At 66.5% G+C, this 25,121-nt stretch carries 25 protein-coding genes; 11 read left to right on the forward strand and 14 right to left on the reverse strand.

The genetic code is table 11. The annotated features are described in order from the left end of the window. Positions 1-117: 117 nt before the first annotated feature. Both WKW79_RS10850 and WKW79_RS10855 read right to left on the reverse strand, forming a co-directional pair. A complete protein-coding gene (locus WKW79_RS10850) occupies positions 118-1,041 on the reverse strand; it encodes a DUF2242 domain-containing protein (protein ID WP_340335141.1) in 924 nt (307 codons plus the stop codon). A 73-nt stretch (positions 1,042-1,114) separates the two neighbouring features. Continuing rightward, positions 1,115-2,389, reverse strand: a complete 1,275-nt coding sequence (locus tag WKW79_RS10855) for a Glu/Leu/Phe/Val family dehydrogenase (RefSeq protein ID WP_340335142.1) — start codon at positions 2,387-2,389, stop codon at positions 1,115-1,117. Positions 2,390-2,717: 328 nt separating this feature from the next. Between WKW79_RS10855 and WKW79_RS10860 the strand changes: the two genes are divergently transcribed. Together WKW79_RS10860 and WKW79_RS10865 are read left to right on the forward strand one after the other, a co-directional pair. After that, positions 2,718-3,905, forward strand: a complete 1,188-nt coding sequence (locus WKW79_RS10860) for an AAA family ATPase (protein ID WP_340335143.1) — start codon at positions 2,718-2,720, stop codon at positions 3,903-3,905. Continuing rightward, positions 3,902-4,492, forward strand: coding sequence for a DUF4276 family protein (locus tag WKW79_RS10865; protein WP_340335144.1), 591 nt, complete (start codon positions 3,902-3,904; stop codon positions 4,490-4,492). The genes WKW79_RS10860 and WKW79_RS10865 overlap by 4 nt, the downstream gene beginning before the upstream one ends. On the opposite strand, the gene WKW79_RS10870 is transcribed toward WKW79_RS10865, so the two are convergent. Then, positions 4,489-7,440, reverse strand: coding sequence for an L-glutamate gamma-semialdehyde dehydrogenase (locus WKW79_RS10870; protein WP_340335145.1), 2,952 nt, complete (start codon positions 7,438-7,440; stop codon positions 4,489-4,491). The genes WKW79_RS10865 and WKW79_RS10870 overlap by 4 nt on opposite strands. 97 nt (positions 7,441-7,537) lie before the next feature. Here WKW79_RS10870 and WKW79_RS10875 point away from each other — a divergent pair, with 97 nt between their 5' ends. Continuing rightward, positions 7,538-8,005, forward strand: coding sequence for an Lrp/AsnC ligand binding domain-containing protein (locus tag WKW79_RS10875; RefSeq protein WP_340335146.1), 468 nt, complete (start codon positions 7,538-7,540; stop codon positions 8,003-8,005). A gap of 15 nt (positions 8,006-8,020) precedes the next feature. Here the strand turns inward: WKW79_RS10875 and WKW79_RS10880 are convergent, their stop codons facing one another. Continuing rightward, entirely contained in the window at positions 8,021-8,710 is a 690-nt protein-coding gene (locus WKW79_RS10880; RefSeq protein ID WP_340335147.1) for a YggS family pyridoxal phosphate-dependent enzyme, read from the reverse strand. A gap of 72 nt (positions 8,711-8,782) precedes the next feature. On the opposite strand from WKW79_RS10880, the gene WKW79_RS10885 reads away from it, so the two are divergent. The 3 genes from WKW79_RS10885 (at position 8,783) to WKW79_RS10895 (ending at position 12,041) form a co-directional block, all read left to right on the forward strand. Beyond that, the gene (locus WKW79_RS10885) at positions 8,783-9,826 is read left to right on the forward strand and encodes a type IV pilus twitching motility protein PilT (protein WP_213959841.1); all 1,044 of its coding nucleotides are present in this window, start codon (positions 8,783-8,785) and stop codon (positions 9,824-9,826) included. A 27-nt stretch (positions 9,827-9,853) separates the two neighbouring features. After that, positions 9,854-10,990, forward strand: a complete 1,137-nt coding sequence (locus WKW79_RS10890) for a PilT/PilU family type 4a pilus ATPase (protein WP_340335148.1) — start codon at positions 9,854-9,856, stop codon at positions 10,988-10,990. 124 nt (positions 10,991-11,114) lie between these two features. Next, entirely contained in the window at positions 11,115-12,041 is a 927-nt protein-coding gene (locus tag WKW79_RS10895; RefSeq protein ID WP_340335149.1) for an NAD(P)-dependent oxidoreductase, read from the forward strand. Between the two features lie 3 nt (positions 12,042-12,044). Here WKW79_RS10895 and WKW79_RS10900 read toward each other — a convergent pair whose 3' ends face one another. The 3 genes from WKW79_RS10900 to WKW79_RS10910 form a co-directional block, all read right to left on the reverse strand. Further along, the gene (locus tag WKW79_RS10900) at positions 12,045-12,845 is read right to left on the reverse strand and encodes a BON domain-containing protein (RefSeq protein ID WP_340335150.1); all 801 of its coding nucleotides are present in this window, start codon (positions 12,843-12,845) and stop codon (positions 12,045-12,047) included. An 84-nt stretch (positions 12,846-12,929) separates the two neighbouring features. Then, entirely contained in the window at positions 12,930-13,568 is a 639-nt protein-coding gene (locus WKW79_RS10905) for an SIS domain-containing protein (protein WP_340335151.1), read from the reverse strand. A 73-nt stretch (positions 13,569-13,641) separates the two neighbouring features. Further along, entirely contained in the window at positions 13,642-14,055 is a 414-nt protein-coding gene (locus WKW79_RS10910; protein ID WP_340335152.1) for a YraN family protein, read from the reverse strand. A gap of 2 nt (positions 14,056-14,057) precedes the next feature. Here WKW79_RS10910 and rsmI point away from each other — a divergent pair, with 2 nt between their 5' ends. Continuing rightward, complete coding sequence (rsmI, locus tag WKW79_RS10915) at positions 14,058-14,999, forward strand: 16S rRNA (cytidine(1402)-2'-O)-methyltransferase (protein WP_340335153.1); 942 nt, start codon at positions 14,058-14,060, stop codon at positions 14,997-14,999. Between the two features lie 174 nt (positions 15,000-15,173). On the opposite strand, the gene WKW79_RS10920 is transcribed toward rsmI, so the two are convergent. Next, positions 15,174-15,902 (reverse strand): glutathione S-transferase, encoded by a 729-nt coding sequence (locus WKW79_RS10920; protein WP_340335154.1) that lies wholly within the window; start codon positions 15,900-15,902, stop codon positions 15,174-15,176. Between the two features lie 204 nt (positions 15,903-16,106). On the opposite strand from WKW79_RS10920, the gene WKW79_RS10925 reads away from it, so the two are divergent. The 4 genes from WKW79_RS10925 (at position 16,107) to WKW79_RS10940 (ending at position 17,903) form a co-directional block, all read left to right on the forward strand. Further along, positions 16,107-16,862, forward strand: coding sequence for an SDR family NAD(P)-dependent oxidoreductase (locus WKW79_RS10925; RefSeq protein WP_340335155.1), 756 nt, complete (start codon positions 16,107-16,109; stop codon positions 16,860-16,862). Between the two features lie 152 nt (positions 16,863-17,014). Continuing rightward, the gene (locus tag WKW79_RS10930; RefSeq protein ID WP_340335156.1) at positions 17,015-17,206 is read left to right on the forward strand and encodes a hypothetical protein; all 192 of its coding nucleotides are present in this window, start codon (positions 17,015-17,017) and stop codon (positions 17,204-17,206) included. 14 nt (positions 17,207-17,220) lie between these two features. Then, entirely contained in the window at positions 17,221-17,460 is a 240-nt protein-coding gene (locus WKW79_RS10935) for a hypothetical protein (protein ID WP_340335157.1), read from the forward strand. A gap of 113 nt (positions 17,461-17,573) precedes the next feature. Then, entirely contained in the window at positions 17,574-17,903 is a 330-nt protein-coding gene (locus tag WKW79_RS10940) for a hypothetical protein (RefSeq protein WP_340335158.1), read from the forward strand. Between the two features lie 48 nt (positions 17,904-17,951). On the opposite strand, the gene WKW79_RS10945 is transcribed toward WKW79_RS10940, so the two are convergent. From WKW79_RS10945 to WKW79_RS10970, 6 genes are read right to left on the reverse strand one after another with little or no spacing between them, the layout of a single operon-like run. Continuing rightward, positions 17,952-19,100 (reverse strand): hypothetical protein, encoded by a 1,149-nt coding sequence (locus tag WKW79_RS10945; protein WP_340335159.1) that lies wholly within the window; start codon positions 19,098-19,100, stop codon positions 17,952-17,954. Further along, positions 19,097-19,795 carry a nucleotidyltransferase family protein gene (locus WKW79_RS10950; RefSeq protein WP_340335160.1) on the reverse strand — a complete coding sequence of 233 codons (699 nt, stop codon included), beginning with the start codon at positions 19,793-19,795 and terminating at the stop codon, positions 19,097-19,099. Before WKW79_RS10950 ends, WKW79_RS10945 begins: the two co-directional genes overlap by 4 nt. Positions 19,796-19,807: 12 nt before the next feature. Next, on the reverse strand, positions 19,808-20,959 hold the full coding sequence (locus WKW79_RS10955; RefSeq protein WP_340335161.1) for a vWA domain-containing protein: 1,152 nt from the start codon (positions 20,957-20,959) through the stop codon (positions 19,808-19,810). Beyond that, positions 20,953-21,849 carry an AAA family ATPase gene (locus WKW79_RS10960; protein WP_340335162.1) on the reverse strand — a complete coding sequence of 299 codons (897 nt, stop codon included), beginning with the start codon at positions 21,847-21,849 and terminating at the stop codon, positions 20,953-20,955. The genes WKW79_RS10955 and WKW79_RS10960 overlap by 7 nt, the downstream gene beginning before the upstream one ends. Next, the gene (locus tag WKW79_RS10965; RefSeq protein ID WP_340335163.1) at positions 21,846-22,679 is read right to left on the reverse strand and encodes an SRPBCC family protein; all 834 of its coding nucleotides are present in this window, start codon (positions 22,677-22,679) and stop codon (positions 21,846-21,848) included. Before WKW79_RS10965 ends, WKW79_RS10960 begins: the two co-directional genes overlap by 4 nt. Then, entirely contained in the window at positions 22,676-25,093 is a 2,418-nt protein-coding gene (locus tag WKW79_RS10970; RefSeq protein WP_340335164.1) for an aerobic carbon-monoxide dehydrogenase large subunit, read from the reverse strand. The genes WKW79_RS10965 and WKW79_RS10970 overlap by 4 nt, the downstream gene beginning before the upstream one ends. Positions 25,094-25,121: the final 28 nt, after the last annotated feature.

A 25,121-nucleotide genomic window follows, 5' to 3' on the forward strand; every position in this document is an offset into this window, starting at 1 on the left:
CCCTTCTCCCCTCCCGCGGTGCGGGCCTTTGATTGATGTGCGGAAGGATTCTATGGAGTTGTTTCAATTTGTCAGAACGGAGTTTTCACGTTCTGGCAACGTTTGATACGCACGCGCTCAACCTTGGTTCGTTGAGGCGGGAATCGGGATATTTGTTGCGGACGCGGGCGATGTGACGGCGCCCGGAGAACTGGCAGCGGATGACGGTGACGCCGGCGCCGCCGGCGCGGGCGATGGTGCAGGCGCGGGCGGCTGCGCGGCGGCGGGCGTGGCCGCGGGAGCCTGCGCGGGTGGTGCTGCGGGTGGGGTCGCTGTTGCCGTTGCCGTCGCTGATGAGGTTGCAGGCGTCGCGGCCGCTTCCGATGACGGCGATACGACCAATGACGCTGCCGACGGCACCGCCAGGGGCGCGGGCGCAGGCACCGCCACGGGCTCCGGCTCCTGCGCCGCCGCCTCGATGTCCCCCGCCAGATACTGGTCCAGCAGCACGAAGAAGCGGTCGTAGAAGCGGTTGTCCGTCACCGTCTCGCTGGCGACCTTGACCATGGCGTCATCGCTCGCGGAAATCGGCAGGGACAGCGACCCGAGCACGCCGACGCCGACGCTCGCGGAGTTGTTGGTCTTCTTGAGGCTGTAGCGGTCCTGCAGCGCGGTGACGAAGGCCAGCGTGCTCTCGCGCTTCGGCTTGCCCTTGCCAGCCTGCGCCTCCTTGGCGCAGACCACGCGCACCTCGACCTCCAGGTGCACCTCGTTGGCCGGCTGGAAGTTCTTGCGCCCGGTCACCAGGTCGGCGTTGGCCGCCGTGATCAGGTAGCCCTGGCTCAGCAGCGCGCGCCGCGCCGCCTCGCAGGTCTGCGCCGTGGTGGTCGGGAAGGTGCGCGTGTGCGTGGTGGTGGAGTCGAACTCCTCGGTGTCGTAGGAGGTGCGCTTCGCCGAAAAGGTGGTGCACCCCGCCAGGGTCAGCGCCGACAACAGGGCAACGAGGCCCCACAAGCGGGGCTTCGAGACAGGATCGAGGAAACGGGAACGCTTGGACTTCATGGAACGGGAATGCTACCCGGCGGATCGCCGGCCCCGTTTCAAGCACGCACCGTGCCCAAGCGTTCCCCGGACTTCAGGGGTAAAGACCGCGTTCCTGGCGCGCCATCAGGATGCGCTCGCAGGCCACCGCATAGGTCGCGGTGCGCAGCGTGATCTTGTGCTTGTCGGCCGTGTCCCAGATGTGGTTGAGCGCATTCATCATGATGCGGTCCAGCCGCACGTTGATCTCGTCCTCGTCCCAGAAGAAGGACGAGAAGTCCTGCACCCATTCGAAGTACGACACCGTCACGCCGCCGGCGTTGCAGATCACGTCGGGCACGACCAGCACGCCGCGCTCGGCCAGGATGTCGTCGGCCTCGGGCACCGTCGGACCGTTGGCGCCTTCGAGCACCAGCTTGGCCGTGGTCTTCTTCGCGCGCTCTGCCGTGATCTGGCCTTCCAGCGCGGCCGGGATCAGGATGTCGCAGGGCACGTCCCAGAACTTGTCGTTGGGAATCACGTCGCCGCCCTTGAAGCTCACCGCGCCGGCCACCGTGCGTGCGATGGGAATGAGCTTGCTCAGGTCGAGGCCGTTCTCGTTGACGATGGTGCCGGTGTGGTCCTGCACCGCGACGATCTTCGCGCCCGCCTCGGCGAACAACTCGGCCGCGACCGAGCCCACGTTGCCGAAGCCCTGCACCGCGATGCGCGCGCCGCGCAGGTCCAGGCCGATGCGCCGCGCGCCTTCGCGTCCGGTGACGAACACGCCCCGGCCCGTGGCCTTGACGCGGCCGAGCGAGCCGCCCAGGTGCAAGGGCTTGCCGGTGACCACGCCGGTGGCCGTGCCGCCGACGTTCATCGAATAGGTGTCCATCATCCACGCCATGATCTGCGCGTTGGTGTTCACGTCGGGCGCGGGGATGTCGGTGTGCGGGCCGATGATGATGCCGATCTCGCTGGTGTAGCGACGCGTGACCTTCTCAAGTTCCTGCAGCGACAGTTTCTTCGGATCGACACGGATGCCGCCCTTGGCGCCGCCGTACGGCAGGTTCACCGCGGCGGTCTTGACCGTCATCCAGGCCGACAGGGCCATCACTTCTTCCAGCGTCACGTCGGGGTGGAAGCGCACGCCCCCCTTGCCCGGGCCGCGCGACATGTTGTGCTGCACCCGATAGCCCTCGAAGTGCGCAACGGTGCCGTCGTCCATCTCGATCGGCACGTCCACGATCAGCGCGCGCTTGGGGCGCTTCAACGTCTCGGACCAGCGCGCGAGGTCGCCGAGGTACGGGATCACACGATCGACCTGCTGGAGATAGGTGCCCCACGGGCTGTTGGGAGTGGGACTGACGAAGGAGAGGTTTTCGCTCATGACAAAGCCTTTGGTGCCTTGGGTGGATGGATGGGCTGCACGATAGACCTGTCGGGGGCGAAGCGCCATGCCTTATGCGCGTTGGCAATGGCAGTTATGCGAAAGGCGTTATGCGGCGGCGGCCAGCAAGGCTGCGTTGCCCCGGCGACGGTCTGCCGGCACGGAAGCAATGAAGTCGTGTGCCCGCTCGCCTTCGCCCGATTCCGCTAAGGCCCTCGCCGCCGAATCGTTTATGCACAATGCGCGGTGTTCGAGATGCGCGCAATCGCACAACCTGTCGCCCCCGCCTTCCCGTGATCTAGCTAGTTGCTCAAACTGGAGCTGAACATTGAAGATTGAATCCATTCGCCTCAAGAACTTCAAAGTCTTTCGTGACGTTCATCTCAAGGACATTCCCCCGTTCCTGGTTGTCGTAGGCGCCAACGGAGCGGGCAAATCCACTCTGTTCGACGTTTTCGGATTCCTTCATGATTGCCTGAAAGGAAACGTCCGACAAGCGCTGGACAGTCGCGGCCGCTTCCAGGAAGTCAAGAGCCGGGGCTCCAACGACGATGCGATCCTCATTGAAATCCAGTACCGCATGCCCATTACGGGTGTCGAGCGGCTGGTCACGTACTCGCTCGAAATTGCCGAACGAAACGGTGTCCCCTTCGTCAAGCGGGAGATCCTGCGCTACAAGCGCGGTCGATACGGAAGTCCGTTTCGCTTTCTTGATTTTTCGAATGGCGAGGGCTATGCAATCACCAATGAGGAGGACTTCAAGAAGTCGGACGAGGACTTGGAGCGCGAGTACCAAAAGGTGACGCCTGACACACTGGCTATCAAGGGGCTCGGGCAGTTTGAGCGATTCAAGGCCGCAAACGCTTTCAGGCAATTGATTGAGTCTTGGCATGTGTCCGACTTTCATATCAATGCTGCCCGAGGAAGAAAGGAAGCTGCGGGGGATTCTGAGCACCTTTCAGAGACAGGAGACAACTTGCCGCGCGTTGCTCAGTACCTGTTTGAACAGCATCCTTCGACGTTTCAAACGATTCTTGACACCATGGCGCATCGCGTCCCGGGAATAGCCAAGGTGGAACCCGTCTTGATGGAGGACGGTTATCTCACCCTTCGCTTCCAGGATGGTTCCTTCAAGACCCCCTTTCTCGACCGGTATGTCTCAGACGGAACGATCAAGATGTTTGCCTATCTGGTTCTGTTGCACGACCCTGGCCCACACCCACTGCTCTGTGTGGAAGAGCCCGAAAACCAGCTCTACCCGAAGCTCATGGCGGAGCTGGCAGAAGAGTTCAGGATGTATGCCATGCGTGGCGGCCAGGTGTTGGTGTCGACACACTCTCCGGACTTTCTGAATGCGGCCGAACTGGACGAAGTTTGCTGGCTTGTGAAGAGGGAGGGCGGGACCGACATCCGGCGCGCAAGAGATGACCCACAACTGGCTGAGTACATGGCAGATGGAGACAAGATGGGCTATCTCTGGAAGCAAGGGTTCTTCGAAGGCGCAGATCCCGAATGAGAGAGTTGGTTTTTCTTCTTGAAGAGGAATCCGCCGCTGCCATGTTGAAGACACTCCTGCCGCGCATGTTGAACCCAGGGATCACGCCGCGCTACATGCCCTTCGAAGGCAAGCAGGATCTGGAGAAGCAGTTGCCAAAGCGCCTCAAGGGCTATCTCAATCCAAATGCCCGCTTCATCGTTTTGCGAGATCAGGATCGCGATGCCGATTGCAAGGCTCTCAAGGCAAGACTCGCCACCATGTGCGCTGAGGCCGGGAGGTGCGCCACCTCGTCTGTACGAATTGCATGCCGCGAATTGGAAGCGTTTTATCTGGCCGACCTCGAAGCGGTGGGCCGCGCGTTGGGCATACCGAACTTGGACCGCCACCAGCGTGCAGCCAGGTTTCGAAGTCCCGACACGGTCGTCAGCCCCAGCAGCGAGTTGGCCAAACTGTGCAAGCAAGTCGGCTACAAAAAGGTTGGCGACTCAAGAAAGATCGGAGCGGTACTGAGCATCGACAACGAGCGTTCTCCAAGCTTTCGGAACCTCCTTGGCGCGATACGCCGACATGAGCGGGAGTTGCTGGCGCTACCTGACTCGAGTTAAGGGCTTGCCAGCAGCGCCGCGTTACCACCCGCCGCCGTCGTGTTGATCGTCACGGTCTGCTCCGCGCAGAAGCGATAGAGATAGTGCGGTCCACCCGCCTTCGGTCCCGTGCCGCTCAGGCCCTCGCCGCCAAAGGGCTGCACGCCCACCACCGCGCCGATGATGTTGCGGTTCACGTAGATGTTGCCGACATGCGCCTGCGCTGCGAGCGCGGCGGCGCGTGAATCGATGCGGGTCTGGATGCCCAGCGTCAGGCCGTAGCCCAGCGTGTTGATGTGCTCGATGACGGCCGAGGGCTCGCCCGACCAGCGTGCGATCTGCAGCACCGGGCCGAAGATCTCGCTCTTGACACTGTCGATCGCATCCACCTCGTAGGCCGAGGGGGCGATGTAGTTGGCGGACGCTGAGGTCGGCACATCGGGCGCCAGCAGCACCTTGTGTTGCGAACCCAGCTTCTGCGCGGCGCGCGAGATGTTGTCGAAAGCCTCGGTGTCGATGACCGGGCCGACATCGGTCGCGAGCAGCGAAGGGTCGCCGCCTCGCAGTTCGGCCGCGGCCCCACGGATCATCTCGATCACATGGTCTGCGATGCCCTCGTGCACGCACAGCAGGCGCAACGCGGAACAGCGCTGGCCGGCGGAACGGAAGGCGCTTTGCACCACCGCATCGGCCACCTGTTCGGGCAGCGCGCTGGAATCGACCAGCATCGCGTTGATGCCGCCGGTCTCGGCGATCAGCGGGACGATCGCGCCGTCCTTCGCGGCCAGGGCGCGGTGGATGATCTTCGCGACCTGCGTCGAGCCGGTGAACACGACGCCAGCCACGCCGGGTGCGGCGACCAACGCGGCACCGACCGTCTCGCCGGGACCATGCAACAGTTGCAAGGCATCGGCGGGCACACCGGCCGTGTGCATCAGCTTCACGGCTTCCAGCGCGATGGCCGGGGTCTGCTCGGCGGGCTTGGCGAGCACCGTGTTGCCGGTGGCCAAGGCCGCCGCGACCTGGCCCATGAAGATCGCCAAGGGGAAGTTCCACGGACTGATGCAGACCCACGGGCCGCGCGCGGTGAGGCGCAGTTCGTTGCTCTCCCCGGTCGGGCCGGGCAGTGCGACGGGTTGCATGATGCGTTCCGCCTCGTCGGCGTAGTAGCGCAGGAAGTCGACCGCCTCGCGCACTTCGGCGATGGCGTCGCCCCAGGTCTTGAAGGCTTCCTTCACGAGCAGTGCGCAGAAGCGCGGCAACTCGGCTTGCAGGGCGTCTGCCGCGCGACGCAGCATCGCCGCGCGCTCTGCCACGGGGGTCTTGCTCCACTGGCGGTAGCTTGTGGCGCTCACCGTGAGCGCGCTGTTGGCGCGGCTGGCGTCGAAGGTCGGTACCGCGGGCACGACCGTCCTGGCATAGGCATCGAGCAAGGGTGCGCGCATCGTCTCGACGGCCAGGTCCAGGCCGGTGCTGTTGCGCCGTGCCGGCGCAGGACCGTAGAGCCATTCGGGCAGCGGCAATGTCGATTCGGTCGTGAGGTGCAGGGGCGAGGCGAGCAACTCGTCCATCGGCACATGGTCATCGCCAAGCTGGTTGACGAAGGACGAGTTCGCACCGTTCTCCAGCAGGCGGCGCACGAGATAGGCGAGCAGGTCCTTGTGCTGTCCGACCGGCGCATAGACCCGCACGGGCGCATTCGTCGTCTTCATCAGTTCGCGATAGACACCCTCGCCCATGCCATGCAAGCGCTGCAATTCGAATGGGGTGCTCCCCGCCATCTGCAGGATCGCCGCAATGGTCCCCGCGTTGTGCGTCGCGAACTGCGGATAGATCGCATCCGGCACGGCCAGCAGCGCCCGCGCGCAGGCCAGGTAGCTCACGTCGCTGTGGTGCTTGTGCGTGAAGACGGGGTAGTGCGGCAGGCCGAGTTCCTGCGCGCGCTTGATCTCGGCATCCCAGTACGCGCCCTTGACCAGCCGGCACATGAGCCGCAGCTTGTGGCGACGCGCGATGGCCGTGACGTGCTCGATGAGGTCCAGCGCCCGCGTCTGGTAGGCCTGCATCGCCAGGCCGAAGCCCTGCCATTGCGGCCGTTCCGCCGCGACCTTGGCGGCCAGCGCCTCGAACACGTCGAGCGAGAGTTCCAGCCGGTCAACCTCTTCCGCGTCGATGGTGAGGTTGAGGTTGGCATCGGCCGCGCGCTGGCAGAGTTGCCACACAGAGGGCACCAACTCGCGGAGCACGCGCTCGCGCTGCGCGTCCTCATAGCGCGGATGCAGCGCGCTGAGCTTGATCGAGATGCCGTCGTTGCTGACCGGCGCGCCGGACTTGCTGGAAGCGGCGGCGATCGAGTCGATCGCGTCCAGGTAGCTTTGCAAATAGCGCCTGGCATCGGCCGCCGTGCGCGCGCCCTCGCCCAGCATGTCATAGCTGAAGCGCAGTTGCGGCTGCCTGCCACGCGCCGACTTCGCCTCCTTCATCGCCTCGCCGATGGTCTGGCCGAGCACGAACTGACGTCCCAACAATTGCACCGCGCGCAAGGTGGCCGCGACGACGGTGCGCGCGCCGAGCTTGGCCATGAGGCCGGGCGGATGGTCGCTCTCGGGCAAGAACTTCTTCGACAGCGCAATCGCCGACGAGGACAGCCGGGCGAGTGCCGAGTCGGCGGCGCCCTCGAAATCGGCGCGGCCCAGTTGGTCGGCGGTGAGCGCGATCGCGGTCTCGGCATCGGGCACGCGCAGCAGCGCCTCGGCCAGCCGCATCAACGCCAAGCCTTCGGCGCTGGAGATCGGGTATTCGCGCAGCAGGCTTTCCATGGCCCAGAACGGCGGCGGGTGCTTGCGCACTTGCGCCACCCACGGCTTCGCGACAGCAGCAGCGGCATGCCAGTCGAGCGCACCGGCCAGGGAGGCGAGGCGGTGGGAGACGATGTCCGATTCGGGGCGGTAGGGGGTGGGCAGGCGCACGGCGATTTCTTCCTGAATTGTTTTGATCTCGCTATGTTCCGAGGCTTTAGGCCGAATTACCCACCAAAAATTGACCTTTGAACTGGATAATCTTCGGATGCTCGACCTGGACCGCATCGACCTCAAGCTGCTGAAGCTCCTTCAGCAGGACGGCCGCATCTCCAACCAGAAGCTGGCGGAAACCGTGTCGCTGTCGCCCACCGCCGTGCTGGCGCGCGTGCAGCGGCTCACGCGCGACGGTTTCATCGTCGGCTACGAGGCGCAACTCGACCCGCAGAAGCTCGGCCGAGGGCTTACGGTTTTCGTGGAGGTCCTGCTCGACCGCACCACCCCCAACGTGTTCGACCAGTTCAAGGCCGCCGTGCAGGTGCGCGACGAGATCATGGAATGCCACATGGTCGCCGGCGGCTTCGACTACCTGCTCAAGACCCGCATGGCCGACATGGCTGCGTACCGCGAGTTCGCCGGGACCGTGCTGTGGCAGCTGCCGGGGATCCGGGAGACGCGGACTTATGCGGTGATGGAGGAGGTGAAGTGCACGACGCGGTTGGCGTTGCCGGGGTAGTGTGAGGACTGCTCGTCAGCCCCGCCCCCCAAAGATCGCCGTCCCGATCCGCACCATCGTGCTGCCTGCGGCAACCGCCGCTTCCAGATCTGCGGACATCCCCAGCGACAGCACGTCCAGCGCGATGCCGTCCGCCCGGATCTGCTCGTAGACGGCAGCAGCCCGCAAGAACAGTTCGCGCTGCGCCTCGAAACCCTCCGCCGGTTCCGGAATCGCCATCAGCCCCCTCAGCCTGAGCCGTGGCAGCTTCGCCACGGCCCGCGCCAGCCCAAGCGCCTCCTCCGCTGCCACGCCCGACTTGTTCGCCCCGCCATCCACATTCACCTGCAAACAAACCTGCAACGGCGCCAGCCCCGCGGGCCGCTGTTCGTTCAGCCGCTCGGCAATCTTCAGCCGGTCGATGCTGTGCACCCAGTCGAATTGCTCGGCCACCGGCCGCGTCTTGTTGCTCTGCAACGGGCCGATACAGTGCCACTCGATGTCGCCGCGCAGATCGGCGAGCATCTCGATCTTGGCCAGGCCCTCCTGCACGTAGTTCTCGCCAAACGCACGCTGGCCCGCCGCGTGGGCCTCGCGCAACGCCTCCGCCGGAAAGGTCTTGGACACCGCTAGCAGGCGCACACTGGCAGGATCACGCCCAGCCGCCGTGCAGGCCGTCACAATCCGCGCCTGAACTTGCTGGAGCTTGTTCGCAATCATCGTCATAATCGTCAAAAATCGTATCAAAACGTCACCGGATCGTTTCCGCCGACGCACTACTGCTGATTGAGGAGTCTCGTGGACATTACCCAATTGCTGGCATTCAGCGTCAAGAACAAGGCATCGGACCTGCACCTTTCCTCGGGGCTGCCTCCGATGATCCGGGTCCACGGCGACGTGCGGCGCATCAATGTCGACGCGCTCGACCACAAGCAGGTGCATGCCATGGTGTACGACATCATGAGCGACACCCACCGCAAGCACTACGAAGAGTTCCTGGAAGTCGACTTCTCCTTCGAGATCGAAGGCCTGGCTCGCTTCCGGGTGAATGCCTTCAACCAGTCGCGTGGCGCGGCGGCCGTGTTCCGGACCATTCCGTCCAAGATCCTCTCGCTCGAGCAACTCAACGCACCGAAGATCTTCGCCGACCTGGCCCTGCGTCCGCGCGGCCTGGTGCTGGTGACCGGCCCGACCGGCTCGGGCAAGTCGACCACCCTCGCGGCGATGGTCAACTACCTCAACGAAACCGAGTACGGCCACATCCTCACGGTGGAAGACCCGATCGAATTCGTGCACGAGTCGAAGAAGTGCCTGATCAACCAGCGCGAAGTCGGCCCGATGACGCTGAGCTTTGCCGCCGCCCTGCGCTCCGCGCTGCGTGAAGACCCGGACGCGATCCTGGTGGGCGAAATGCGCGATCTGGAAACCATCCGCCTGGCCATGACGGCGGCGGAAACGGGCCATTTGGTGTTCGGCACGCTGCACACCTCGTCGGCGGCCAAGACCATCGACCGGATCATCGACGTGTTCCCCGGCGAAGAGAAGGACATGATCCGCGCGATGCTGTCGGAGTCCCTCCAGGCCGTGATCTCGCAGACGCTGTGCAAGACCAAGGACGGCCAGGGCCGCGTGGCGGCGCACGAGATCATGCTGGGCACCCCCGCCATCCGCAACCTGATCCGCGAGGGCAAGGTGGCGCAGATGTATTCGTCGATCCAGACCGGCCAGGGCCAGGGCATGCAGACGCTGGACCAGAACTTGACCGACCTCGTTCGCCGCAGTGTCATTTCCGCAGCGGAAGCGCGCGGCAAGGCCAAGATTCCCGAGAATTTCCCCGGCTGAACTTCAGACTGAACGGAGCCCGACATCATGGAACGCGATCAAGCCAGCCAGTTCATCAACGACCTGCTCAAGCTCATGGTGAGCCGCAACGGCAGCGACCTGTTCATCACGGCGGACTTCCCGCCGGCGATCAAGGTCGACGGCAAGGTGGTCAAGGTCTCCGGCCAGGCGCTCGGCGCGCAGCACACGCTGGCCCTCGTGCGCTCGATCATGAACGACCGGCAGACGGCCGAGTTCGAGCGCACCAAGGAGTGCAACTTCGCGATCTCGCCCACCTCGATCGGCCGCTTCCGCGTGAACGCCTTCGTGCAACAGGGCAAGGTCGGCATGGTGATGCGGACCATCCCGCAGAAGCTGCCGACCATCGACGGCCTGGGCATGCCGCAGGTGCTGAAGGACGTGGCCATGACCAAGCGCGGCCTCACCATCCTGGTGGGCGCGACGGGCTCCGGCAAGTCCACCACGCTGGCGGCCATGGTCGACTGGCGCAACGAGAACTCGCAGGGCCACATCGTGACGGTGGAAGACCCGATCGAGTTCGTGCATCCGCACAAGAACTGCGTGGTGACGCAGCGTGAAGTCGGCATCGACACCGACAGCTGGGAAGCCGCGCTGAAGAACACGCTGCGCCAGGCGCCGGACGTGATCCTGATGGGCGAAATCCGCGACCGCGAGACGATGGACCATGCCATCGCCTTCGCCGAGACCGGCCACCTGTGCCTCGCCACGCTGCATGCCAACAGCGCCAACCAGGCGCTGGACCGCATCATCAACTTCTTCCCCGAGGAACGTCGCACGCAGTTGCTGATGGACCTGTCGCTGAACCTCAAGTCGCTGGTGTCGCAACGCCTGATCCCGACCGAGGACGGCCGTGGACGCGTGGCGGCGGTGGAGATCCTGCTGAACACACCGCTGATCTCCGACATGATCTTCAAGGGCGAGGTCGGCGAGATCAAGGAGATCATGAGGAAGAGCCGCAACCTCGGCATGCAGACCTTCGACCAGGCGCTCTACGACCTGTTCGAATACAACGCGATCTCGCTGGAAGACGCGCTGCGCAACGCCGACTCGCAAAACGACCTGCGGCTGCAGATCAAGCTCAACAGCCAGCGGGCGAGGACGACCGATCTGTCGGCCGGGACGGAGCATTTCGCGATCGTCTGAGGCTTGTGGTCGTTCAACGGCGCGTTGAGTGCGGACTGCCGGACGCAGAGGGCGGCCAAGTCCGATCCCGCATTTGCGTAGCTCCCACAAGGCCGCAGTCATCGGGCGTTGATAAGCTCGCCGGATGACTTCCCTTATCTCCTCCAAGACCTACGACGCCATTCCCCCACGCAAGCTCGCCTTTCTCGGCCTGGGCGTGATGGGCTATCCAATGGCGGGTCACCTGGCCCTCGCGGGCCATGACGTCACGGTCTACAACCGCACCGCCGCCAAGTCGGCCGCGTGGGTTGCGCAACTCACCGAAGCCAAGGCGCCCGGCGCGCTGGCGCATGCGGGCACCCCGCGCGAAGCGGTAGTGGGCGCCGACATCGTGTTCTGCTGCGTCGGCAATGACGACGACCTGCGCTCCGTCGTGCTCGGCGACGACGGCGCGTTGGCCGGCATGCGCGAGGGCGCGGTGTTCGTCGACCACACGACCGCCTCGGCCGACGTGGCGCGCGAGCTGTCCAAGGCGGCGCTGGCTGCGGGCCTGCAATTCATCGACGCGCCCGTGTCGGGCGGCCAGGCCGGCGCGCAGAACGGCGCGCTCACGGTGATGTGCGGCGGCGACGCGGCGGCTTTCGAGGACGTCAAGCCCGTGGTCGCGCACATGGCGCGTGCAGTGACCCTGCTGGGCGAGAGCGGGGCGGGCCAGCTTGCCAAGATGGTCAACCAGATCTGCATCGCCGGGCTGGTGCAGGGCCTGAGCGAGGGCATCGCCTTCGGCCAGCGCGCGGGCCTGGACATGGAGGCGGTGCTCGCCGTCATCGGCAAGGGCGCGGCGCAGAGCTGGCAAATGGACAACCGTGGCAAGACCATGATCGACGGCAAGTTCGACTATGGCTTCGCGGTCGACTGGATGCGCAAGGACCTGGGCCTGGTGCTCGACGAGGCGCGGCGCAACGGCTCGAAGCTGCCGGTGACGGCGCTGGTGGATCAGTTCTATGCCGACGTGCAGCAGGCCGGCGGCCGGCGCTGGGACACGTCGAGCCTCATCACGCGATTGAAATAGCCTTTAACGCACCGGCGAGGTCACAACACCGTTGTTTGCGGGCGCAGGTGCGGGCGCCGGCGACACATTGCTCTGCGGTAGCGGCGCCATCGGCGGCAGCGGCACGCGGGACGACGACGAAGAGCCACCCGCGCCCGCATCCTGCACCGGTGCCGGTGCGGTCGGCGTGGCGACGGTGCCGTTCGAACGCTGCGCATTGGCCAGGTCGGCATCGGTGACGATGTCCATCACACGCACCACCTTCGCGACCCCCGCCACGCCCCGCGCGACGTCGCTGGCGCGGTCGGCTTCACGCCGCGTGGCGATGCCCATGATGTAGACCACGCTGCGCTCGGTCACGATCTTGAACGAGGTGCCGAAGATGTCCTTGGCGTCGAGCAGCGAGGCCTTGACCTTGCCGGTGAGGTAGGTGTCGTTGGACCGGTCCGCCAGGGTGCTGCCCGGGCCGACCGTCACCTCGTTGACCACCCCGCGCACGTTGTCGAGGCGCTGCATCTCGGCGCCGACGCGCTGCTTGTCGGCCTCGCTGCCGACCGTGCCGACCAGCAGCACCTGGCGGTTGTAGCTGATCACCGTGACGTTCATGTTGTCGTTGGCGATCTGGCTGACGCGCGCGGCGCCGCGCAGTTCGATGGCCTGGTCGTCGAGTTGCACGGCAGAACTGCGGCGGTCCGTCGCGACCATGCCCGCGCCAGCAACCACCGTGCCGCCCACCACCAGCGGCACGCAGCCCGGAAGGCTGGCGGCGAGTGCGGCGACAGCCGTGAATGCGATGAGGAGGCGCTGGGCGGAACGGGTCTTCATGGACGGTTTTTCCTGTGCGTTTTGTTGTGCAAGCGGCGGTCTGCCGGTCAGTTTAGTCGACGGTTTTTCGTGTGCGTCAGGCACTCAGACGGCCAGCTGCGATGCGTCGGTTTCCTGTTCGCCCAGCAGTTGGGCGTCCACGCCATCGCAGAGGCAATGCAATGCCAACAGGTGGACTTCATGGATGCGCGCGGCGCGTTCATGGGGCACGCAGACTTGAACATCGGTCTCGCGCAAGGCGCGTCCGACAACGCCGCCATTGCTCGTGCGCCCGCCGCCGGGCGCGAGGCCGAGCAGCGCCACGACGGTCATGTCGCGTGCATGCGCGGCCTCCACCGCGGCCAGGATCGCGGACGACTGGCCGCTGGCGCTGAGCACCAGCAGCACGTCGCCGGCCTGGCCCAGTGCGCGCACCTGGCGCGCGAAGCGGTCGGCATCGGCGGCCTGCGGCGTGTCGGCCAGCGGATCGGCACTGTCGCCCGCCAGCGCGATGGCACCGAGCTCGGGCCGTTCGCGTTCGAAGCGGCCGACGAACTGCGCCGCGAACTGCGCGGCCAGCAGGCCGGACACGCCTGCCCCGCATGCGAGGATCTTGCCGCCGCTGGTGACGCACGCAAGCAGCGCCTGCATTGCCTGGGAAATGGGCTTGCTGAGGACAGGGCCTGCCTGGTACTTGAGATCGGCACTGTCGATGAAGTGCTGCTGGATGCGTTGCTCGAGCATGGTCCGGGATGATAACGATGGGTATGCGATTGAAAGAGGAGAAGCCCGCAAGTTCCTGATGCCGGCCCGCTGCTCAGGCTGCGTCGAATGCGGCTTGGAGCCACTCGATCCGGCCGGCTTCGACAAGAACCACATCGAAGCGACAAGGCGGCAGTGTGCGAAGCTTCATGAGGTAGTGCCGCGCGGCAAAGATCACGCGATGCTGCTTCAGGCCTGTGATGCTGCCACCCGCGCCGCCATGCGAGCCGCTCGCGCGACGCCGCACTTCGACAAAGACCAGCGTGCCATCGCGCGGATCGCGCATGATCAGGTCGATCTCGCCGCCGCCGCGACCGGGGGTTCGATAATTGCGCGCGACGAATGCGAGGCCGGCTTCGAGCAGATGCGAAAGCGCCGCGTCCTCGCCCGCGTCGCCGCGCTGCTTGGTCGTCACGCCGGCGCGCGTGGCGCCTGCCCTTCCTGATGATGACTTGTTCTGGAGAAACACCTTTGAGCTCCCTGATACCCGCCTCGTTCGGTGCCACACTGCAGGCGGCACGCGATGCCGCGGGTGCGCAGCATTATCCGCAAGGCACGCTGTACGTCGTCGCGACGCCGATCGGCAACCTCGCCGACATCACCCTGCGTGCCCTGCATGTTCTGGAGATCGCCGATGCCATCGCCTGCGAGGACACGCGCCACACCCAGGGCATGCTGCGCGCCTATGGCATCGACCGGCCGGGTGCGCGGCTGCTCGCCGTTCATCAACACAACGAGGCCGAGGCGGCGCAGGGCGTGATCGCGCGGTTGGCGCAAGGGGAGCGCATTGCCTATGTGAGCGACGCCGGCACGCCGGGTGTCAGCGATCCGGGCGCGCGCCTTGCGGCTGCGGTGCGCGAAGCGGGTCATCGGGTGCTGCCCTTGCCGGGCGCGAGCAGCGTGACGACGCTGCTGAGTGCGGCCGGACTCGTGGGCGCCGAGGACGATGGCAGCGCCTTCGTGTTTGCCGGCTTCCTGCCGACCAAGGCCGGCGAGCGCGACGCGGCGGTGCTGCAGCTTGCAGCGGAGCCGCGCGCGGTGCTGCTGCTCGAGGCGCCGCATCGCATCGAGGCGATGGCGCGCGCCTTGGCGGTGCTGGGGGCGCGGCGGGTCACGCTGGGCCGTGAACTCACCAAGCAGTTCGAGGAGATCGCGACGGTTGCCGCACGGGACCTGGCCGGCTGGCTCAACGCTGGCGCGCAACGCACGCGCGGTGAATTCGCGCTGGTGCTGCACCCTGCCCCCCCGGGAACCGACAGCGCCGGCGATGGCGAGCGCGTGCTGAAACTGTTGCTGGCCGAACTGCCGGTGAAGACCGCGGTGAAGCTCGCCGCGGAAATCAGCGGCGCGCCACGCAATGGGCTCTACGAGTTGGCGTTGAAGCTGCGGGCCGGCGAGTCACGGGAAGACTGAACGGAGCGCGCGGCCCCTGTCCGTTTTTCACCACGATCTCGCGTGACCTGCGACGCATGAAACCAGTGCGAGCAATGCCTCTTCGTGGGCACCCGCGGAGCCGGCTTTGCCGGGCCGCTGGGTGCGCCCCCTCGAAGGGGGTAGCGCCGCAGGCGCCTCGGGGGTGGGCGTCATTCAGCCATCCAGTTCCGGATACCGCCTGAAGATCCCCTCCTCGTTGAACGCGATCCGCCGCGGGCTCTTCAAGTACTCGTGGACGCGCTGCCGCCGTGACACGTTGTCATGCAGCTTGACCACCGCCGCCGTCGCCGCCAGCGCGCGGGCCGTGGCCTTGGGGAAGGCGTAGCGCAAACCGTCCACCAGCTGGAACAGCGACAAGTCGGCATAGCTCAGCGCGTCGCCGACAAGGTGCGTGTCGCCGGCCGGGTTGCGGCGCAGCACCTGCTCGAACCAGTTCAGGTACTTCGGGATGCGTTCCTCACGGAAGGACTGGGCCACGCGCGCCGCCTCGGGCTTCTGGTCCTCGTAGTAGAGGCCGGTGCCGACCGGGTGGTGCGTGTCGTGCGCCTCGGCCACGATGTCGGCGATGGTGAGCTGGATCTGGTGTGTCCAGACGCGGTCCTGCTCGGAATCGCCGACGAGGAAAAGGCGCGGACCGAGGTACAGCAGGATCGCCGCCGTCTGGCCGATCACCACGCTGCCGTGGACGAGAAACGGTGGAGCGAAGGGCGGCCAGGGGTTGTGCGGATCCCTCAGCCGGCGCATCAGCGCGGTCTCGCCGCCGCCCCGCTTCGGCGATTTGCGCGCCACGTCCACATAGTCCACGCCGGCCGCCTCCAGCGCCAGCCGGACAAATTCGCCTCGGCCCTGGATGGTGGGCCAGTAGTGCAGTTGGTAGGTCATCGGGAAGGCCTCGTCGTCTCTTGTCGAGGTGCTCGCAAGCTTCAAGCCAGACCCAGGCCGCCAAGGAAACGCCGGCCACGCATTCCAGCTCAAGGCACGGGAAAACCCGAAGAAATGGACTTAGATCGACCATCGAACTAATCCTGCTTCGCCGCTACAGTCTCCTACCTCCCTCCCCTCCTCAATTTCCTTGAAAGAGTCGCGATGTCCCATGCCATCTATCCCTCGCTGAAGGGCCGTACCGTTTTCATCTCCGGGGGCGCCTCGGGCATTGGCGCCGACCTGGTCAGCGCCTTCGCGGCACAGGGTTCGAACGTGGGCTTCGTCGACATCGACGACAAGTCCGGCGAGGCGCTGGCGCAGAAGCTGGGCACGGACACCGTGTTCTATCAACACTGCGACATCACCGACACCGAGGCCCTGCGTGCGGCCATCGCCGCGGTGCGCGCCCGCTTCGGCCTGATCGGCGCGCTGCTCAACAACGCCGCCAACGACACGCGCCACACGGTGGCCGACGTGACGCCCGAGTTCTTCGACCGCACCGTGGCCGTGAACCTCAAGCACCAGTACTTCGCGGCCCAGGCCGTGGCGCCGGACATGGCGCAACTGGGCGGCGGGAGCATCGTCAACTTCGGCTCGGTGAGCTGGATGAACAAGAACAACGACCTCTCGGTCTACGCCACCTGCAAGTCGGCCGCCCAGGGCCTGAGCCGGACGCTGGCGCGCGATCTGGGCAAGCAGAACATCCGGGTGAACACGATCGTGCCGGGCTGGGTGATGACCGAGCGGCAGCTCACGCTGTGGGTCAAACCGGAATCGGCGGCCATCATCGACGCCGCGCAATGCCTGCCGGGCCGTGTGATGGGCTCGGACATCGCCGCGATGGCGCTGTTCCTGGCGGCCGACGATTCGCGCATGTGCAGTGCGCAGAACTTCATCGTGGATGCCGGCTGGAGTTGAGCGGCGCTGTTGGGCGGGCCTCGCCGGCCGCCCTCCGGCGCCGGACTGAAACACTCTCCGCCCCGCGCCTCCCCACTTTTGGGGATAATTTGTTAACTTTTGTGTGCGCAAATTACTGGCGCCCCTCGTGAAATGTAAGCACAATCGCTTACATGTCACAAAGAGCACACACTTCTCACGAATGGTGGAAAGACAAGTCCGACCCGACGGAGTTGGCGGCTTTCCGGGAGTCCTACCTTGCCGGCGAACGCGAACGGCGCAAGGCCGGGTGGCGCCGCAACGTGATGCTGCTGGTGCTGGCGCTGGCAACGCCCTTGTTGATCCGCCTGGTGGTTGCCTTGTGAGCATTGCAGACTCCTTGCGCGATCGTCTGGACGGCTCGGCGGCCGGTGCGCCGCGCCTGAGCGTCGACCAGCTCTTCCAGATCGCCCACAGCTTGCGCTCGCAGCCCCAGATCGACGCCCGGACCGCCCAGGCCGTCGCCACCGCGCTCGAATCCGTCGCGATGCGGCGCGCCACGCGCGAACGACTGCGCAGGGAATTCAGCACCTTTCCGTCGTTTCGCAAGGCGGTGACCTGGGCGACTTCCACGTTCTGAGCCCCAGCTTCCTCCCCGCCCGACCTTCGCCGTCACCTTTCGCCCAAGCAAAATAGGCGATGGGCTGCCTTGGGCGCCCGCCGAACCCGTTTAGCCAGGTGCGTCACTCGTCCATGCAACAGTTGTCCTGGGCCGATCGAATCTGCTCCGCCGTCCTGGGCGCCCTTTTCGGTGCCATCGTCGGGTTGGCGATCGCCTGGCTCGTCGGGGTCTACTCGAACACGCTTGGCGCTGCCGCCGGTCCGCTTTGCTTCACCTGCTGGTCATCGGGGTGTGCCGCTCTTTTCGGTGTCATCGGCCTGGTCTTTGGCCCCGCTGTGGCCACTGTGCTGGGCCACGTCATCACAGGCATTTTCGAGTTCGAGCGTCTTGCGCTTCCTCTATGGGTCGTCATCGCCTCGCTTTTGGCAGCAGCGGCATGGTTCCTTTGGTGGCCGGGATAGGCCAGGCATTGCGCAGCGACACCGCCACGGGTCAGATCAACGAAGGCATCACGACTTGTGCACGAGCCCCTGCTCACGGGTCGCCAGGACGTACGCCCAGGCGAGCGCCGCCGCCAGCCCCAGGCCGGCCTGCGTGAGCGCCAGCCCGGCCGGCCCCCACTGCTCGACCGCCAAGCCCACGCCCATCGTCAGCGCCGCATAGCCGATGGCGGGGCGCAAGGGCGACGTGCCCTGGCGGCTGCGCCTATCGGGCGACCAGAGTTGGCCAGTCCAGGCGAGCGACCAGGCGGTGCCGTGCGCGAGCGCGACGCCGAGCAGGTTCCACGGTGCGCTCGCCCAGATCGCCGCAACCGCACCTGCCGCCAGCAGCAGCGTGCAGGCCAGCGCCAGCACGCGAGCGGGCCAGTGGCCGACCGATTGCCGCAGCATCAGCGCCGGCAGGAACATCGCGGCGAAATGCAGCGCCACCATGCCCTGCGGCGCCATCGCGTCGGTGCGGCACCAGGCGACCATCAACGGCAGCGTCGCCATCATGGGCAGCATCCCGAGGCCGGCGAGCAGCACCGGCCATTGCTGCGGGTCATGCCACGCGCCGACAGGCCAGGCGGGTAGCGAACAATCGAACAGGCCGGCCCGGCAGCGGCTGGCGGCGACACCGGGGCGGTCGTCGATCTGCAGCAGCGCCAGCGCGAAAGCCGCCGCCAGCACCAGCACGCCGAGCCGCAATGACAGCGCTCGCGCATCGGACGGATCCCCGATGGCGATGCCTGCGCACAGGGCGCCCAGGGTCGCGGCCCCAATCGGCGGCGCGGGGCGCAGGCGCTGGGCCAGCCGGACGCTGCGCACCACGCCGGAAGCCAGCGCGGTGAGGCCGGCCCATCCGCCCAACGCGACCAGCACCGCGGGCACGCCGCCGCCGTGCGTCGCCCCCACCAGCGTGGCCGCGGTGAGCACTGCGCAAAGTCCCAGCCCGATGCGCCGCGAGCGTGCACGCAGGCTGTCGCGCGTGGCGACCAGGGCGGCGACGCCAAGCGCCAGCAGCCAGGCGGCCACCAGTGCATGCACGCCCTCCAGCCTCGGCGTCAGCGACAGCGCCACGCCGCCCAGGCCGACCCAGCCCGCCAGCAGCAGCGCCCAGGCCATGGCGCGCGCGAGGGTCAATCGCGGCGAGAAGGCGTTGGCGTCCGGTTCGTTCATGGCGTTGCGGCGAGTGCCATCGATGCGGGCCATGCCAGGCGATGGCCGGTGGTCGCGGCGAAGCGTTCGATGTCCTCGGGCGTGTCGATGTCGATGCGGTAGCGGCGGTTGTCGGTGTCGAACCAGCGCACGCGATCGGGATGCGACTGGCGCCATTTGCGGCAGGCAAGGTTGGCGTCGCCGGCCAGCCATTCGTCGCGCAATGCGGCGTCGAAGATGACGGGGTTGCCGGGCGCCGTCTCGCCGTCTTCGCCACGCACGCGCGGCACGACCATGGCCGCGTCGCCGCGCTTCTTGAAGGCGCCGATGAGGTCGATCACGTCCTGCGCGTCGATCAGCGGCTGGTCGGCCAGCGCGACCATCACGGCATCCAGCTTGGGCGACAGGGCCTGAAGGCCGATGCGCACCGACGAGGGTTGGCCGTCATCGGGATTCGGGTTGCGCACCAGCGTGATCGGGAAGGTGCGCACGGCTGCCTCGACGGCATCGGCGTGGTGGCCGAGGACCACCGCGACTTCATCGACGCCGGCGCCCGACAGCGCGATCAGCTGACGCATGATCAGCGGCACGCCGCCGAGTTCGAGCAGCGACTTCGGCCGCCCGCCCAGGCGCGAGCCCGCGCCCGCCGCGAGCAGCACGGCGCCGACCGTCATGCGGCTGTACAAGCCGCTGTTGCCTTTGAGGATGCAGCCCATGGTCAGCTCCTTTCACCGGAGTGCGTCGATGAGGCCCGGCAACACCGCGGCGATGCTCGCGAGGTCCGCGCCGGGCGCGAGCAGGTCGAGATGCGGCAACGCGGCCTGCATGCCCTGGCTGACCGGCGCAAAGCCGGGCCGGTTGCAGAGCGGGTTGAGCCAGACGATGCGGCGGGCGCGGCGGCGCAGTTGCACCAGCGCGTCCGACAGCTGCGCGGGCTCGCCGGTGTCGTAGCCATCGCTCATGACGATGACGGCGGTACGCGAATGCACCATGCGCGGCGCATGCTCGCGGTTGAACTGGGCCAGGCTTTCGCCGATGCGCGTGCCGCCGGCCCAGCCTTGTGCGATGAGGTGCAGTTGCTCCTGTGCACGCCAGGGGTCCGGGTCATGCAGCGCGCGGGTCACGGCCGTCACACGGGTGTGGAAGATGAAGCTGTGCACATCGGTCAGCTCGGCGCCGAGGGCGCGGGCCAGGCGCAGGTAGAAGAAGCTGTAGGCGGCCATCGAGCGGCTCACGTCGATGAGCAGCACGATGCGCGGGCGCACGCGGCGGTGGTTCTTCCATGCCAGGTGGAAGGGCGTGCCGCCGCTGGCGACGCTGCGGCGGATGGTGGTGCGCAGGTCGAGGCGACGCCCGTGCAGCGCGTGTGCCTCGCGGCGCAACTGGATGTGCTTCAGGCGGAGCGCGAAACGGCGCATCAGGGCCTCGATGTCGAGCGTGTGTTCGCGTGCGACCAGGTCGCGGAAGTCGGCGGAGCTGAGGACGTCCTGGCGACTCGCGGTGTCGCGGCGCTGCGAACCCTTGTCGTCATCGTCGTTGGCCGCGTCCCCCTCGCGCGGATGGCTGGCGGAACGGTCGCCGCTCAGGCCTTCGGCATTGGGGCCGCGGCGTTCGGGGCGTTGCCACTTGTTGGCGGGGAGGAACCAGGCATCGAACAGTTCGTTGAAGCGATGCCATTCGTCGCGCCGGCCGCACAGCAATGCTTGCAGGCTCCAGCGCAGCACGTTCTGGTCGAGCACATCGATGCGCTGCGCGGCCTGCAGCACTTCGACCGCATCGGCGCCGCCGATCGCAAAGCCGTTGGCGCGCAGGAAGCCGGGGAAGCCTGCGAGGCGTTGCGCGGCCCGGTCGCCGACATCCGGCGCTTGCAGCGTCAGCATGCGGCCGCCAGTCGCGCGACCGCGGCGCGCGGGAAGGCGGCGCGGTCGTCGCGGGTCTTGATGAGGGCGCTGAGCGTTTCCATGATGCGATCGGTGCCGTCGATGTCGATCACGGAGATGTCCAGGCGCAGCAGGGCCGCCGCCCAGTCCAGCGTCTCGGCGATACCGGGCTTCTTCTGCAGGTCCATGCGCCGCACGGACTGCACGAAGGCCACGATCTGCTGCGCAAGCTGGGGCGCGGCATCGGGCGCCTTCCTGCGCACGATGGCGAGTTCCTTCTCGTGGTCGGGGTAGTCGATGAACTGGTAGAGGCAGCGGCGGCGCAATGCATCGGAGAGTTCGCGCGTGCCGTTGGAAGTGATGACGACGATCGGGCGGCTGGTGGCATGCACGGTGCCGAGTTCGGGGATCGAGAGCTGGAAGTCGGAAAGCAGTTCGAGCAGGTAGGCCTCGAAGGCCTCGTCGGCGCGGTCCACCTCGTCGATCAGCAGCACGGGCGGCTGCTCGCAGCTGATGGCTTCGAGCAAGGGGCGCTTGAGCAGGTAGCGCTCGGAGAAGATGTCCTGTTCCTTTTGGGCCATGCCCCGCTCATCGTGCTCCAGCAGCTTGATGGCGAGCAACTGGCGCTGGTAGTTCCACTCGTACATGGCCGCGTGGGCGTCAAGGCCTTCGTAGCACTGCAGGCGGATGAGGCGCGTGTTGCGGACCTGCGCCAGCACCTTGGCCACCTCGGTCTTGCCGACGCCGGCATCGCCTTCGAGCAGCAACGGGCGGCCGAGGTCCTGCATCAGCAGCAGTGCGGCGACGAGGCCCGGCTCGGCGATGTAGCCCGCGTCGCCGAGTTGCTGTTGCAAGGCGGCGAGCGCGAGGGAGCGCCCCTGGGTTGTCATGTGCGTTTGGCTGCGAACAGCGAATGCAGCCAGTCCTTGAAGGCGCCCCAGAGGAGGGAGGTGGCGTTGAGTTGGGCGGGTTCGGTAGGTGCGGGCGAGGCGGTGGGTGCGGGCGCGGATGTGGCCGTGGCTGCGCGCGTGACTTGGGCGGCGGTTGCGGCCGAGAGCGCTGAAGCGGATGGGTTCGGGACCGGTGCATCGGGCCTTGCGGCCGAGTGCGCCGAGGCAGTCGCGCCGGATGCTGCCGAAGTCGATGCGGTAGCCGTCGTGGCCGATGCGACGGTGCCGGGCGTTGCGAGAGCCCCAGTTGAATCGTTTGCCGCGACGGGAATCACCGTCGACTCCGCAGGCGCCGCAGTCGCCGCCGCCTCCTGCACCGCGCTCACCCGCTTCGCGAAGTTCGCCGCGAACTGCTTCAGGACCTGGTCCGCGACCGAATCCATCATGCGTCCGCCAAAGGCCGCCGCCTTGCCGCTCATCGCGACCTCGCTCGTGCCGACGAGCTGGCTGGACGCCGCGTCAATCGCGTCGATGCGCGCCGTCAGGTCCATCGACGCGCCCGAACTGCCGGTGCTGTCCGTCCCCTTGCCCATCAACCGCAGCGTCTTGCTCGCCGCATCGAGCGACAGAATCTCCACGTCCCCGCGAAAGGCCATGTTCGCCGGCCCGAACTTCACCGCCACCGTGCCCTTGAAGTGCGTGGCATCGATGCGCTCGGTGATCTTCGCGCCAGGCATGCAGCCTGCGACCGCATCGATGTCCTGCAAGACCGTCCATGCCGCGTCGGCGGACCCGGGCATGGGGAAGGTCTTTTCGAGCGAGACTTTCATGTGCGTTGGTCGATGCCCAGCGCGTGGCACTGCTTCCACACGCGGTACGAGGTGTGCGGCATGTCCATGTGCGTCACGCCGAGGTGGGAGAACGCATCGATCACCGCATTGCTGAAGCACGGGATGCCGCCCACATGAGGCGATTCGGCCACGCCCTTCGCGCCGATGGGATGGTGCGGACAGGGCGTGACGGTGTGGTCCGTCTCCCAATGCGGCGTTTCCATCGAGGTCGGCAGGAAATAGTCCATCAGGCTGTTGCCGAGGTGGTTGCCGTTCTCGTCGAAGGGGATCTGCTGGCCCATCGCGACCGCGAAGGCTTCGGTGAGGCCGCCGTGGATCTGGCCTTCGATCACCATCGGGTTGATGCGCGTGCCGCAGTCATCCAGCGCATAGAAGCGGCGCACGCTGACCACGCCGGTGAACTTGTCGACATCGACCACGCAGAGATACGTGCCGAAGGGGTAGGTCATGTTCGGCGGGTCGTAGTAGGCGACCGCGTTCAGGCCCTGCTCCATGCCCGCCGGCAGGTTGCCGGTATGCGAGACCATGCAGATCTCCTTCATGGTCTTGGCCGCTGTCGGGTTGCCCTTGACCTTGAAGCGGTCGATCTCCCACTCCAGGTCGCCCTCGGCCACTTCAAGCAGATGGGCCGCGATCTTCTTCGCCTTGTCCTTGATCTTGCGTGCGGCCATCGCGGTGGCGGCACCCGACACCGGCGTGGAACGCGAGCCCCAGGTGCCGGCGCCGTAGGGTGCCTTGTCGGTGTCGCCCTCCTCCACCACGATGTCGCTGGCGGGCAGGCCGAGTTCGGTCGCGATGATCTGCGCGTAGGTCGTCGCATGGCCCTGGCCCTGCGTCATCGTGCCGAGCCGTGCAATCACGCCACCGGTGGGATGCACGCGGATCTCGCAGCTGTCGAAGAGGCCGATGCCGAGGATGTCGCAGACCTTGGTCGGGCCGGCGCCGACGATCTCGGTGAAGGTCGCGAGGCCGATGCCCATGAGCGTTTCCGAATTCGGGTCGGCACGGCGCGCGGCTTGCTCCTTGCGCAGGCCTTCGTAGTCGCAGGCCTTGAGCACCTTGTCGAGCGCGGGTTCGTAGTTGCCGCTGTCGAGCGTCCAGCCGAGCGAAGTGGTGTACGGGAACTGCTCCGTCTTCACGAAGTTGCGGCGCCGGATCTCCGCCTTGTCGACGCCGAGCTTGAGCGCCAGGATGTCCATCATGCGTTCAATGAGGTACACCGCTTCCGTCACGCGCAGCGAGCAGCGATACGCCACGCCCCCGGGGGCCTTGTTGGTGTAGACCGCATCGACGCGGCAGTACGCATTCGGGATCGCGTAGGAGCCGGTGCAGATCGAGAACAGCCCCGCCGGCAGCTTGGTCGCCGATACATGCGAGTTGAAAGCGCCATGGTCCGCCAGCGCGGTGAATCGCAGGCCCTTGATGCGGCCCTGGCTGTCGGCCGCGAGTTCGCCGACCCCGTGATAGTCCCGCGCAAAGCCCGTGGTCGAGATGTTGTCGATGCGCGATTCGATCCACTTCACCGGCACGCCCGTGACGATCGACGCCACGATCGCCACCACATAGCCCGGATACACCGGCACCTTGTTGCCGAAGCCGCCGCCGATGTCGCCGCCCACCACGCGGATCTTGCTTTCCGCGACGCCGGAGAGCATCGCGAGCACGGTGCGCACCAGGTGCGGCGCCTGCGTCGTCATGTAGACAGTGAGGTAGCCGGTGGCTTTGTTGAAGGAGGCGACGCAGCCGCAGGTTTCCAGCGGGCAGGGATGCACGCGCGGATTCAGGATCTCCTCGCGCACTGTGATTTCGGCGTTGGCGAAGGCTGCATCGGCCGCCGCCTTGTCGCCCGCTTCCCAGGTGAAGATGTGGTTGGGATGCGTGCGCGGGCCGTGGCCCACCTCGGTCTTGTCGGCGATGTCCTCGCGGATGATGACCGCGTCGGGCGTCATCGACTTCTTCGGGTCGACGATGGCGGGCAACTCCTCGTAGTCGACCTCGACCAATGCCGCGCCATCGGCCGCGGCATAGCGGTCGGTGCCGAGCACCATCGCCACTTCCTGCATCTGGAAGCAGACCTTCTTGTCGGCCAGCACGGCCTGCACGTCGCCGCCGAGCGTGGGCATCCAGTGCAGGTTGACGGGTTTCAAATCATCGGCCGTGAGCACGGCCACCACGCCCGGCGCCGCCAGTGCCTTCGACTTGTCGATCGACTTGATGCGTGCATGCGCGTACGGGCTGCGCACCACCGCGCCGAAGAGCATGCCCGGCAGCTTGATGTCGTCGACATAGCTGCCCTGGCCGCGGATGAAACGTGCGTCTTCCTTGCGCAGCAGGGACGTGCCCATGCCTTGCAAACCAAGCTCGCGCTGCTGGAGTTCGGACATGTCGCCCATGGAAGTCTCCGGTGAAGATCGTGAGGAA

The organism is Variovorax robiniae, assembly GCF_037889955.1.
Lineage (GTDB): Bacteria > Pseudomonadota > Gammaproteobacteria > Burkholderiales > Burkholderiaceae_C > Variovorax > Variovorax robiniae.